The organism is Inhella crocodyli, assembly GCF_004004565.1.
GTDB lineage: Bacteria > Pseudomonadota > Gammaproteobacteria > Burkholderiales > Burkholderiaceae_C > Inhella > Inhella crocodyli.
Genome location: NZ_SACM01000004.1, coordinates 369,664 through 382,780 on the forward strand (window position 1 = coordinate 369,664; position 13,117 = coordinate 382,780).

The following is a 13,117-nucleotide window of genomic DNA, read 5'->3' on the forward strand; positions in this document are numbered from 1 at the left end:
GCCTTCCTTGCGCCCGACCTCCCTTGCCCTGGCCATCGGGGCCCTGTCGCTGCCCTTGGCCCTCCAGGCGGCGCCGCCGCCCGCGGTCGATGCCGCCGCCATCGACGCCGTCTTCGCCCAGCACACCGCCAGCACCCCCGGCTGCGCGGTGGGCGTGGTGCGGGACGGCCAACTGCTGCACGCCAAGGGCTACGGCCTGGCGGACCTGTCCTTCGGCGTGCCCATCACGCCGCGCACGGTGTTCGACATCGGCTCGGTCTCCAAGCAGTTCACCGCGCTGGCCCTGCTGTGGCTGGTGCACGACGGCCAGCTGCGCCTGGACGACACGGTCCAGCAGCACCTGCCCGAGTTGGCGGCGAGCCTGCCCCAGCCCATCACCCTGCGGCAGATGCTGCAGCACACCGCGGGGCTGCCGGACTACCCGCTGATGATGGTCCTGGCCGGCGACGCCGAAGAGAACGTCACCGGCGACGAGGACGCGCTGCGCGTGATCCGCGCCGGCGTGCCGCTCAACTTCGCGCCGGGCACCGAGTTCTCGTACAGCAACTCCGGCTACTTCCTGGCGGGGCAGGTGGTCGAGAAGGTCAGTGGCCAAAAGCTCGACGCCTTCCTGAAGGCCCGCCTCTTCCAGCCCCTGGGCATGGCGGCCACCCACATCCGCACCGACCACACCCAGGTCGTGGCGCAACGCGCCAACGCCTACGCCCCCCGCCAAGGCGGTTGGGCCCTCAGCTTTTCCAACTGGAACCAGGCCGGCGACGGCGCGGTGCAAAGCAGCGTGGACGACCTCGCCCGGTGGGAGGCCGAGCTGATGGACCCCAAGGTGGTGCCCGCCCCGGTGCTGACCTGGATGCGCACCCCCGGCGTGCTGGCCAATGGCAAGACCACGACCTACGGCATGGGCTGGATGACCGACCCCTACCGGGGCCTGACACGCACGCACCACGGCGGCGTGTGGGCCGGCTACCGCGCCATGACGATGCGCTTCCCCAGCGAACGCACCGCCATCGCCCTGACCTGCAACCGCGCCGCCGCCGATACCGCCGACCTGGCGCAGAAGGTGGCCGACGTGGTGCTGGCCGGCGCGTTCCCCACCCCCCGGAACCCGCTGCCCGCCAATCCCACCGTGCCCGCCGCCGAACTGGAGCGCCTGCACGGGGCCTATTTGCGCAGCGACGGCGTGGCCCTGGCCCGCATCGACCCCGGCAGCAGCCCCGGCACCCTGACTATCAACCAGGGTGGCGGCCCGGCCCCGCTCACGGTGCTGGACGCCACCGAGTTGCGCACCCGCCAGGGCTCGCGCCTGCGCTGGGCGGACGACCGCCAGTCTTTCGAGCTGGTGAACGCCCGCGACGACGCCCGCGTTCGCTACCAGCGCGTGGCCCTTGGGCGCCTGTCCGCCGCCCAGCGCCAGGCCCTCATCGGCCGCTACGCGCACGCCGGCCTGGCGGCCCAATGGCAGGTGCAAGCCGGCGAGGGCGAGGCCCTCGTGCTCAAGGGCAAGGGCCTGGACGACGGCCTGCCGCTGCAGCCCATCAACGCCCAGCTGCTGCGCAGCCCCATGGGCTTGGTGCACATCCAGCGCGACGCCCAAGGCCGCGTCGCATCCCTGCGCCTGGCCAACGACCGCCTGCGGCACCTGGTGATGACGCGCCTGTGACGCCGGCGCCCACCACCCAGGTGGGGGCTTGAGGGTCCGCCCCAGCCGCTGGGGCCGTGCGCGCCCTCGACAATGAAGAGCGGCCCACGGAGGGCCGTTTCTATTTTTTGCTCCTTCGCCACCATGAAGCTCCCCTGCTTTTTCATCACGACGCTCGCGCTTGCGGTGGGCAGCTCCGCGGGGGCTCAAGAGGCCCCTGCGGTGCCGGCACCTGCGGCCAGCGCGCCGGCCATGCAGCCCTTGGCCAGGACGCGAACCGTCTCGTTGAGACCCGCCGACCCGTCCTACCCCGAGGCGCTTCACAGCAAGGGCGTACAAGGTTTGGTGGAAGTCCGCGCTACCCTGGGCGCGGATGGCAAACCAAGCGACTTGATGGTGCTCAACAGCTCGCGTTCCCAAGCGCTCGATGACGCGGGACTGGCCCTGGTGACGCGGCTTCAGTTCGCCGTCAAGGCGCCGGCCGAGGGCGCCAGCTCGCCGGCCATCCCCAACGCCACCCAGGTGGTGGTCCCGGTGGAGTTTCTTCGAGACTCCCTGGGCACCCTGAGCAAGAAAACCTGCGCTGAGTTTGGGGTGGACGTGGCTTACCACCGCGCGACGTTTCCGGAGCAACAGGTCGGCGACATGAGCGTCATCAAGATGACCATCGGCGCCATGGTCCTGGGGGGCTTTCAGCGCACCGGGCCGAGCCCACTGGTGGCCTTGGCCAAGAAATCGAAGTCTGCGGCCCGAGACATCGCTGAGGCATGTGCCACGTCGCCTGAGCGTTTGTTTCTCGAGCAGTTCAAAGAGCTCATGGACAAGAGCCCGGGCTAGGGCGATGAATCGGCGGCTGTCTCCCAACGCACTCGGTCCGCTTCAGCCGCCCGCAGCGCTCCTCCGCACCCTGGCCAACAACCGCGCCTCCGCCGGATGCCCCGCCGCCTCGATGGCGCGCTGCCACCACCCGTCCGCTTCTTCTTCCCGCCCTTGACGCGACAGCGCCCGCGCCAGCGCCGCGCAGGCATGGGCCTGCAAGGCCTCGGGCACGGTGGGCAGCAGGGCGCGCAGCGCGCGCTCGGCCTCGGCGGGCTCGCCGGCTTCGGCCAGGGCGATGGCGTGGCCCAGGCGCGGCGCATGGCTGGGGTCGTGGGCCAGCAGCAGCTCGTAGTAGCGAACGATGGCCGGCCAGTTCGTGGCCTCGGGGCTCGGGGCCATGGCGTGCTCGGCGGCGATGCCGGCTTGCAGGTGCCAACGGGTGAGCGCCGTGCCGCGCTGCGAGGCTTTCAGGTGAACGAGCCCTAGACGGATCAGGCCCGCGTCCCAGCGGTCGCGCGGTTGGCCGTGCAGGGGCACGAGCTCGCCGGCGTCGTCGATGCGGCCCGTGAGCCGCGCGCCATGCAGCAGCAGCAGGGCGGCCAGGGCGTCGGCCTCCGGGGCGGCCGTGGCCGGGTGCGCGGCCAGCGCGCGGGCCAGGCGGATGGCCTCCCAGCACAGCGCCAGCGGGTCCTCACCTTGCGGCGCGTCGCCTTGGCGGCCGGCGGCGAGCTGGCCGTGGTGGAACACCAGCGCCAGCGTGCTGAGCACGGCCTCGCGCCGTGGTGGCAGCTCGGCCCCGCCGGGCACGGCCAGCGTGTGACCGCCCAAGGTGACGCGCGCACGGGCCAGGCGCTGGGCCAACGCGGCCTCGGTGCTGAACAGCAGCGGGGCGATGGCCGCCAGCTCCAGGCCCAGCAGGCTGCGCAGCGCCAGCGCCACCTGCGTGGCCGGGGGCAGGGCGGGGTGGCAGGCGGCGAACAGCAGCGCCAGCTCGTCGTCGTTCAGCTCGCCCGCCAGCCGGCCTTCGTCGGCGGGCGGCGCGGCCAGGGCCTCGGGCTCGGCGTCGTCGGGCAGCGCGGTGTGCGGGCGGGTGTGGCGCAGCTCGTCGATGGCCAGGCGCTGCGCCACGCGGTACAGCCAGGCCGCGGGCCGTTCGGGCACGCCCTCGCGCGGCCAGCGCTCCAGCGCGCGCAGGGTGGCGGTTTGCACCGCGTCCTCGGCCAGGGCGAGGTGGCCCAGGCCCAGCTGGCGCGCCAGCAGCGCCACGGCGCGGCGGCGCTCGCGCGTGAGCAGCGCAGCCAGCTCGGGGGTCATCGCCTCAGCGGAGCCGCAGGGGTCTTGTGCAGCAGGCAGGGCCCGTTCGGCATGACGAATTTCTGGGGTTGATGCACGTGGAGGGTTGGAAACCTCACGCGATCCTGGGCGAGCCGGCGCGCGCGAGGCGCCTGCGCCCGATGCGGCTCAAAAGGCCTTTGACAGTGTCAACTGCACGCTGCCCAAGTCGGCCTTGCCGGCATCGAACTCCGGCCGCGCAAATTGAGTGCGGCTCAGCATGGCCTCGAAGCCCAGGGCAAAACCATGGCCCAGCGGAGCCGCCACGCCCAAGGCCGCCCAAGGCTGAACCCGCGAGTCCCGCAAGCTGCTGCCAGCCTGCCCCACGGGCAGCAAGCGCAGCTGGGTCGACACCTGCGCCGCGCCGGCCGCCGCATGCAGCACCACCCCATCACCCAGCGGGCGATGCCAAGCCGCGCCGAGCATCCATGCCTGAGTGCGAAAACGCCCCGTCAGCGTGGGTGTGCCCAGCCGGGCGCTGCCGAAGTCCACGCGGCGCAACTCGGCCGCCAGCCGCCCACCAGCCAGGGTGCCGGGCACCCACAGCGCGGCCGCCAATTGGTGGCCCTGGTCGCGGTCCTCGCACAGCGCTACGCCTTGGCAAGCCAGCTGCGTCTCAGCCGCGCCAAAGCCCAGGCGGGCATACCCCCACCCCGGGGCCTGCGCTTGCGCGCTACCCAGGGCGGCAGAGGCCAACAAGGCCGTCAACAGGAGACGGGCGGGGGTCCGGCGCGAGGGCATGGGCAGGTCTCCAGGGCGAAGAATGAATGGGGCGAATGGTAGGCGAGTTGACCTGGCGCTAAAGGGCAGACCGCGGTGAGCGCTAGCATTCCGACTGCCGAAGGAGCTTCTGGCTCCTCGGCGACCGACAGCCCCATTCAAGAGCCGCCATGCCCATTCGCACGCCACGCACCGCCCTGTTTGCCACGACGTTCTTGATGGCCTTGGCCGGGTGCGGCGGAGGCAGCGATTCCAGCGGCAGCGACGGCCTCAAGCTGCCCAGCACCACCAACCTTCAGCCACCCCAGGCCCAGGTGACGCCGCCCAGCGCGCAGGGTGCCGCGCTGAGTTGGACCCCCAGTGCACCGGCGCCGGCCTATGCCGTGTGGCGCTATCCCGTGCCAGGCGGCAGCACGGCGCTAGACCTCTGCGCCGGCGCCACCAGCGGCACTGGCACCGTGGTGGGCACCACCACGGGAACCAGTTTCATCGACACCAGCGCCACCGACCAGGCCGCTTGCTACGTCGTTGTGCCTTGCGCCGATGCTGCTGGTGCCAGTTGCGCCCTGCCCACCAGTGCGGCTGCCATGCCGCCCATCGCTGCAGCCAAGCTCTCGGCGGCACCCACGGCCACCGTCAGCATCGCTCTGCCGCCTGCCTCCGTCTTCCCGGGCGACACCGTGGTGCTCGCGGGCTCGGCCACCGGCGTGCAAGGCACGGCGGCCTACGAGTGGAAGCAGCTCGGCGGCACCAAAGTGACCCTCAGCGCGCCCACCGGCCGCGAGACACGCTTCACCGCGCCGGCCGTGCCCGCGGGCAAGGCCGATGAACTGGTGGACTTCGAACTCAGCGTGGCCGATTCGCGCGGCTTCCAGTCCAAGGCCAAGGTCGCCGTCACCGTGCGGCCGCGCGGCGGCCCCATCGTCAGCGCCACGCCGCTGCGCCAGGCGCAGCCGGGGCAACTCGTCAGCCTGCACGCCATCGGCGCCGGCGGCACGCAATACCAGTGGGTGCAGACCGGCCCGGTGGACGCCAGCGGCCAGATCCCGGCCAATCTGCGCGTCACGCTGACGAACGCCAACACCGCCAACCCCAGCTTCACCGCGCCGCCCAGCATCGACGGCGGCAAGGCCACGCTGAGCTTCCAGGTCACCCACACCGACCCCGCCACCGGCCAGCGCGCCACCGAAACGCAAAGCGTGCAGTTGCAGGCCCCCGCCACCGGCAACAGCGGCCAGCCCCTCTCCGTGGCCGGCGCCGACCCCAAGAAGCCCGGCGCCAAGCAAAAACCCGTGCCCAACGCCGCCCCGGCCAGCCCGGGCGTGGCCGGCAGCGTGGTCTACCTCACCGTACCGGTGAACGGCGGCAAGCCGCCTTTCACCTGGAGCTGGCGTCAAGTGGGCGGCCCGGCTGCGGCAGCCGTCAGCGGCACCAACGGAGCGCGCCTGGCCGTCACCTTGCCCAGCGTGGGCAGCGCCGCCGACCTGCGCTTTGAAGCCACCATCACCGACGCCGACGGCAACCGCGTCACCGCCATTGGCACCGCGCGCGCGCTGCCGCCGCTGGTGGCGCCGCCCACCCCGGCCGTGCCGCCGCTGCGCATCGTGCTTGCCCCGGTGCAGGCCACGGCCGGTGTGCCCGTATTGCTCAGCGCCCCGGTCAACGGCGGCAGCGTGTCGCAAACCGGCGGCGCGCAAGGCGGCCTCACCGGCCAGCCCGCCGGCAGCGGCGGCACTGGCACCACCAGCGCCAGCTTCACGCCCACCCAGGCCGGCAGCGGCGGCAGCACGGCCGAGGTCACCATCTCCGGCACCAACGCCCAGGGCCAGCCGGTGCAGTACGCCATCCCGGTGCTCGTGCAGGCCAACCCGGCGCTCGCGCCCGTCACCGCCCCGGTGCTCGTGCCGCCCGCCGCCCCGGCGCTGAGCCCTGACACCGCGCTGGCCGTGGCCGTCACCGGCGCCACCCTCGCCAACGAAGCCCAGGCCGGTGTGGCACTAGGCGTCAACGCCACCGGCGGGCGTGGCAGCTACACCTACGCCTGGAAGTACGACGGCAGCATTCCGGCCGGTGCCAGCGTCAGCCTCAGCGACACCAGCAGCAGCCACCCCACGTTGGCCACCCCCAGCGTCAGCGCCGACACCCTGCTGAGCTTCACCGTCACCGTCAGCGACGGCAAACAGACCGTCAACAAGCCCGTCACCCTGCTGGTGCAGGACACGATTCGCCCGCTGGCGCTGACCGCGCCACCCGCCGCCCAGGTGGTGGGCGGCAACCCGGTCAGCACCAGCGTGCAGGTGGCCGGCGGCCAGGCGCCCTACAGCTACCGCTGGGAGCCCATCGGCACGCCGCCCGCCGGCGTCACCGCCAGCGGCACTGACACGGCCGTGCTCAAGCTCAGCACCTCGGTCGTCAGCGCCGCCGTCACCGCCAGCTACAAGCTCACCGTCACCGACGCCGGCAACCGCACGGCCACCGCGCAGGCCGATGTCGCCGTGCTGCCCGCGCCCAGCGGCGCCCCCGGAGTGGCCGCCCCTCGCCTTGTGCTCGCCCCCTTGAGCGCCGTTGCGGGCCAGGCCGTCCAGATCACCGTGCCGCTGCGCAGCGCCACCGCCACGCAGATCAGCGGCCCCGTCGCCGCCCTGGCCACCCTGGTGGCCCCCAGCGCCTCGCAGAGCGCCTTCTCGGTGCTCACCCCCGCCATCACCACCGAAAGCGACACGCTCGAAGTGGTGCTGCGCGGCCAGAACAGCGCCGGCCAAACGGCCGAGATGCTGCAGGTCGTCAACCTCACGCGCCCGGCCACCGTCGCCCCGCCGCAGCTGCCGCCGCAGCGCGTGCCGCCGGTGCCGCCCCCGGCGCCCACGCCGCTGGCCGTCAAGGCCTGCCAGCCCGCCTACAGCGTCAACGAGGGCAACCCCTTCACGCTCAGCGCCTGCGCCACGGGCGGCAACAACGCCTACAGCTACAGCTGGCAGCTCGTCAGCAGCAAGCCGGCTGCCGTGCAGATCCCGCTCACCGACGCCAACACCAGCCACCCCGGGCTGATCGCGCCGCAGGTGGCGGCCGATACGCAGGTCACCTTCCGCGTCACGGTGAACGACACCGCCGGTGCCAGCGCCAGCAACACCCTGGTGCTGACAGTGCGCGACGTGCTCGTGCCGCTGCGCCTCGTGCCCGGGCCGGACAGCACCGTCTACGCCGGCCAGTCCATCAAGATCGCCATGGCCGCCACCGGCGGCACGGCGCCCTACCGTTGGACCTGGACCAGCGGTGCCGCCAGCAACACGGTGCAGCTGGCGCTGACCGGCACCGACACGCCCGTCGTCACCGCCACCGCGCCGGCCGTGTGCCAGGCGCAGACCGTGACCCTCGTCGCCGCCCTCAGCGACGCCGCCGGCCGCAGCACCCTGGCCCAGACCCAGGTGCAGGTGCAACCCGACCCGACCAAGGTCTGCGTGCCCGACGCCAGCCTGCCCGCGCAGCTCGTCCCCATCCGCACCGTCGCCGCCCCGCCGCGCGTGGTGCTGGTGGGCGAGGAGGCCGACCTCTTCACCGGCCTGCCCAATGCGCAGTTCCAGCAGATCAGCGGCGTGCACCTCGACATCCTGGCCGGCCCCGTGGCCAGCCCTTCGGGCGGCACCCGCGTGCGCGTCAAGGTCAACGCCATCAGCGCCACCAGCGACAGCGCCGAGGTCAAGTTCACCGGCACCGACAGCCGCGGCGTGCCCACGGTGGAGACGGTGCACGTCAGCCTCGTCAACCCGCCGGGCAAGATCACCGTGGCGGTGCCCGTGGCCCAGTCCAACACCCCGCCGCCGCAGAAGTTCGAAGTGGCCAATTGCGGCAGCCGCGGTGCCGATGCCAACCTCAAGGGCGTGGTGCTCGGCGCCTGCCCCAGCGGCGGCAGCGGCCAGTACACCTACACCTGGACCTACGTCGGTGCCAGCCCGTCCAGCGCCGTGCCGCCCGCGGCCATCGCGCTGCGCGACACCAACACCAGCCACCCCAGCTTCGACCCGCCCGCCGGCATCACCCTGGCGAAGGTGCAGCTGGCCTTCTTGGCCGAGGTGAGCGACGGCACGCAAACGGTGCGCGTGCCCATCGGCTACACGCTCTACAACGTCGGCGGCACCGAGTCCTCGGCCTTTGTGCAGACCGTGGAAGTGGCGCCGGGCAGCGTGGTCACCCTGCACTCGCCGGCGCCCTTCGGTGGCCAGCCGCCCTACCGCTACACGCTCAAGAGCGTGGTCGACAGCAACGGCAACGTGGTGGCCGGGCTCACCCCCTGCCCGGGCGAAGCCGGCTGCTGGAGCTTCACGCCGCCCGCCCCGCCCCCCGGCCAGACGGTGACCACCACCGCCACCATCACCATCACCGATGCCGTGGGCAACGAGCAGGAGGTGCAGTCCAAGGCCAGCGTCACCACGCCCAACCCGGCCGGGGCCGCTGCCGGGGCCGCCGAGCCCACGCCCACGCCCATCCCCGACGCCGTCAAGCCCAACCCGCCGCCGGCGCTGGCCGCCAGCATCAGCGTCGCCTACTACCGGTGGGATTCCTACACCACGGCGCAAGAGGTCGAGAGCTTCCAGAAGAGCCTGTCGGCGCATGCCAATGCCAGCGGCAAGGCGGTGCCCACCAACACGCTGGAGTTCATCAACTGGCGCCTGACCTGCCCGGAGAAGCTGCCCGACCGCGACGCCACCGACCCGGCCACCGCCGCCGCCACCTCGGCCACCTGCCCCGACGCCAACCCGCGCGCCCTGGCCGCCACCGGTGGCGACCCCGCCGGCGTGCTGCTGGACCCGCTGCCCTTCGTCGCCCCGCCGGCCGACAAGACCACCGCGGCCAACACCAAGGTGCTGAAGCTGGAAGTCACGGTGGTGGAGCGCGGCACCTGGCCCGACGGCAGCCCGCTGGTGCGCCTGGCCAAGGCCAGTGCCAACCTCATGGTGAAGAGCCCGCTGCTGGGCTCGGTCTGCTACACCTGCGGCGACTACGAAGGCGACGCCAAGCGCGCGTGCACCCGCCTGGAGATCATCCGGCGCACCGAGGTCACCTGCCCGAACAGCAAGCCCTATTGCATGAACGACATCTTCCAGCCCGCTGGCCAGTCGCCCAGTCTGTACAAGCGCTGCGTGGACGAGCCGACCGCGCGCCAGCTCTGGTACATCGAAAGCTCGGACAAGGTGGCCTGCTTCCGCTACGACTCCAGCACCTTCCGCGACGACCTCGTGTGCCACCTCGCCTGCTACGGCGACCGTTGCAACCAGAACGCGCTGCCGCCCGACACCACGCTCTGGAAGCCCTGACCGGGCACGGGCCGCCGGCCTGCGCCTTCGCCGCCGCCTTCGGGCGGCGGCCTTGTTTTCGGCCTCTGCCGCTTCTGCCATGCGCTCTGCCCAGCTGCTCCTGACCGTCACCTTGCTGATGCTGGGCAGCGCCCACGCCCAGCCGCCGGCCGACGCCGCCCTGCACGAAGCCCGCGCCCGCGCCGCCCTGGCCGAGGCGCAGGCCCAGGGCGACGCCGCGCGTGCGCAGCAGGGCCTGCTGCACGCACTGCAGGCCGCGCAGCACGGGGCCACCACGCCCGAGCTGCTGAGCGCGCTGCTGCGCCAGCCCATCGTGGCGCAGGCTTTTGCCCTGCGCTGGCGCTCGCCCTCGGGCTGGCGCGGCGGGCCGGTCACCGTGCTGGCCGCCTCGGCCGATGGGCGCTGGCGTCTGGAGCTGGCCGGCGCGCAGCTGCACCTGAGCGAACCCGCCCGGGGCCAGCATCACGCCCTGCCGGGCCTGAACGCCGACTTCGGCGAGCCCAGCGCCGCCGCGCTGTCGGCCGACGGCCGCTGGCTGGCCGCCGGCAGCACGCGCGGCCGCCTGGCGCTGTGGGCCTTGCCCGGCGCGGTGGGCGAGGCCCCGCGCCTGCACCGCCACTGGCCCGCCCACACCGCCCGCGTGCGCGCGCTCGCCTTCGGGCCCGAGGGCCGACTGGCCAGCGCCGCCGGCGACGCCGCCACCGAACCGCTGCGCCTGTGGGATGCCGCGCAAGGCCGCCTGACACGCACCCTGCCCCCCGGCCCGGGCCGCGTGCACGCCCTGGCCTGGTCGCCGCGCGGCGACGCGCTGGCCGCCGCCGAAGACGGTGCCGGCCTGCGCCTGTGGGAGGCCCTGGCCGACGAGGGCCGTGCGCCGCTGACCCTGGCCAGTGAGGGCCGCAGCAGCTACGCCCTGGCCTTCGACACGGCTGGCGACACGCTAGCCGTGGGCTCGGACGACGGCGCGCTGCGCGTCTTCGACCTGCGCGCTCCGCGGGGTGCCGACGGCCTGCCCGTGCAGCGCAGCCTCACCGGCGGCCACTTCGCGCGCATCGTTTCGCTGGCCTTTGTGGGCGCGCAGCACCTCGCCACCGGCACCGACGACGGCGCCGTGCGCCTCTTCGCCCTGCGCGCCGACCTGCCGCGCCTGCCGCTGGTGGCCGAGCTGGGCCGCGAGGGTGCGCGCACCCAGGCCCTGCTGCACGAGCCCGCCCGCGGCCTGCTGCTGGCCGGCACTGCCGAGGGCGGCCTGCGCCAGTGGGCTTGGGCTGAGAGCAACGCCACCCCCTTGCCCGCACCCCCCGGCCACCGCATGCGCGTGACCGCCGTCGCCGTGGCCGCGCAGGCGAATCTGGCGGCCAGCGCCTCGCTGGATGGCAGCGTGCGCCTGTGGAACTGGACGCAGGGCGAGGAACGCGCGCTGCTGCCGCACGCCGCTGGCGCCACCGCCGTGGCCCTGAACGCCGCCGGCACCCAGCTGCTCACCGGCGACGCCGAGGGCCGCGTGCGCTGGTGGGCCCTGGCCGCCGGCGCTGAGCCCGGCCTGCTGCACGAAATGAAAACCCAGGCTGCCGTGCGCTGGCTGGCCTTTGCCGACGGCGACCGCGAGGCCCTGGCCGGCGACGAGGCCGGCGCCCTGCACCGCTGGCGCGGTGGCGACGCGCCGCCGCAGGCGCTGGCCCGTGTGGCCACCCCCCGCGCCCGCTGGGCAGCGGCCGGCGGCGGGCGCTGGCTGGCCGTGGGCACGCACGATGGGCAGGCCGTGGTGTTCGACCTGCATGCCCGCAGCCCGGGCACCCTGGCCGAGCATTGGCGCGGCCCGGCCACCGGCGCCCGCCGCAGCCCGCTGGCAGCGCTCGCCCTGAGCGACGACGGCCAGCGCCTGGCCGCTGCCGCCGACGACGGCGTGCTGCGCGTGTTCGACCCCCGCGACGGCCGCCTGCTCGCCGGCCTGGGCGAGCCCGGCCAGCGCGTGCAGGCCCTGGCCTTTGCCGAAGGCGGCGCGGCGCTGTGGGTGGCGCAGGCCGACGGCAGCCTGCGCGCCTGGGATTGGGAGCGCGGCCAGGAGGCCGGCCGCTGGCGCGACGGCCCGGCCCGCGTGCTGGCCCTGGCCCAGGCTGGCGCGGACGGCACGGACGGCGATTGGCTGACGGGCTCGGACGACGGCCGCCTGCGCCGCTGGCAGGGCCTGCGCCGCCTGGGCCCTGCCCAGGCCCTGCTGCAGCACGACGAGGCCGTGTTCAGCGTGGCCCTGGATGCCCGGGGCGAGCGCCTGGCCAGCGGCGGCGACGACCAACGCCTGCGCCTGCGCGGCCCGGGCTTCAGCGCCGAGTTGCCGCAGCCCGGTCTGGTGGCGGCCACGGCCTGGAGCGCCGAGGGTCGCGAGCTGTGGGCCGGCCTGCCCGATGGCCGCGTGCGTGCCTGGAACCCGGAGACGGGCGCGCTGACCCGCACGCTGGCGCCCGGCGCGGTGGCTGCCGACACCCCTCTGGCCGGACAGGGGCAGGTGTGGGCCCTGCGCGGCAGCGCCGACGGCCGCTGGCTGGCGCAGGCCAACAACCAGGGCAGCGTGTGGCTGTGGCAGCGCGGCCCGATGGCCGCCGCTGATGCCGGCGCGCTGCGCCTGGCCCACCGCCTGGAGGGCGGCTCGGCCCGCGTGCTGGCCCTGGCCTTTGACCGCGCCGGAACGCAACTGGCCAGCGCGGACGAAGACGGCACGGTGCGCATCTGGCGCCTCAGCGATGGCCAGATGCAGAGCAGCTGGGCCGCCAGCGCCGCGCCCGTTACCGGGCTGGCCTTCGACCCCAGCGGCCGGCAGTTGATCAGCGTGGGTTTTGACGGACGACTGAGCGTGTGGGCGGCCGACAGCGGCCAGCTGCGGGTCGGCATCAACGATGGCGGCGGGCGCCTGTGGTCGGTGGCGCTGGCCGATGCTGGCGCCGGCTCAGGCTGGCTGGCCGTGGGCGCCGACGATGGCCTGCTGCGGCTCTGGCCCTGGCCGCTGAGCGAGGTCGGCGCGGCATCGCTCTGGCGCGTGCCGCTGGGCGGCGGGCGCGTGCAGGCGCTGGCGGCCTCGGCCAACGGTCAAGCGCTGGCGCTGGGCCTGGCCAATGGCGCGGTGCACTGCCTGCCCATGGGCTGGCTGCCCTTGCAGCAGCCGGCTGCGGCCCGCGCGGCCTTGATGCGCTGGGCGGCGCAATGGGGCTGGCGGGCGACCCACAGCGGCGACTGGCAGGAGAGCCTCGACCGGCCTGCCGGCGTGCTGGCGCCCGGGCCGGGCTGCGCCGTGCGCTGA

At 74.0% G+C, this 13,117-nt stretch carries 6 protein-coding genes; 4 read left to right on the top strand and 2 right to left on the bottom strand.

Annotation, left to right across the window (positions count from 1 at the left end):
- Window positions 1-7: 7 nt before the first annotated feature.
- Together EOD73_RS14885 and EOD73_RS14890 are read left to right on the top strand one after the other, a co-directional pair.
- Window positions 8-1,660 carry a serine hydrolase domain-containing protein gene (locus EOD73_RS14885; protein ID WP_164846092.1) on the top strand — a complete coding sequence of 551 codons (1,653 nt, stop codon included), beginning with the start codon at window positions 8-10 and terminating at the stop codon, window positions 1,658-1,660.
- Between the two features lie 231 nt (window positions 1,661-1,891).
- Window positions 1,892-2,476, top strand: a complete 585-nt coding sequence (locus EOD73_RS14890) for a TonB family protein (protein WP_164846093.1) — start codon at window positions 1,892-1,894, stop codon at window positions 2,474-2,476.
- A gap of 42 nt (window positions 2,477-2,518) precedes the next feature.
- Here the strand turns inward: EOD73_RS14890 and EOD73_RS14895 are convergent, their stop codons facing one another.
- Both EOD73_RS14895 and EOD73_RS14900 read right to left on the bottom strand, forming a co-directional pair.
- Window positions 2,519-3,772 (bottom strand): DUF6596 domain-containing protein, encoded by a 1,254-nt coding sequence (locus EOD73_RS14895; RefSeq protein WP_127683813.1) that lies wholly within the window; start codon window positions 3,770-3,772, stop codon window positions 2,519-2,521.
- 147 nt (window positions 3,773-3,919) lie between these two features.
- Complete coding sequence (locus EOD73_RS14900; protein ID WP_127683814.1) at window positions 3,920-4,531, bottom strand: porin family protein; 612 nt, start codon at window positions 4,529-4,531, stop codon at window positions 3,920-3,922.
- Between the two features lie 149 nt (window positions 4,532-4,680).
- Between EOD73_RS14900 and EOD73_RS14905 the strand changes: the two genes are divergently transcribed.
- Together EOD73_RS14905 and EOD73_RS14910 are read left to right on the top strand one after the other, a co-directional pair.
- Window positions 4,681-9,822 (top strand): PKD domain-containing protein, encoded by a 5,142-nt coding sequence (locus tag EOD73_RS14905; protein ID WP_127683815.1) that lies wholly within the window; start codon window positions 4,681-4,683, stop codon window positions 9,820-9,822.
- Window positions 9,823-9,901: 79 nt separating this feature from the next.
- Window positions 9,902-13,117 carry a hypothetical protein gene (locus EOD73_RS14910; RefSeq protein ID WP_127683816.1) on the top strand — a complete coding sequence of 1,072 codons (3,216 nt, stop codon included), beginning with the start codon at window positions 9,902-9,904 and terminating at the stop codon, window positions 13,115-13,117.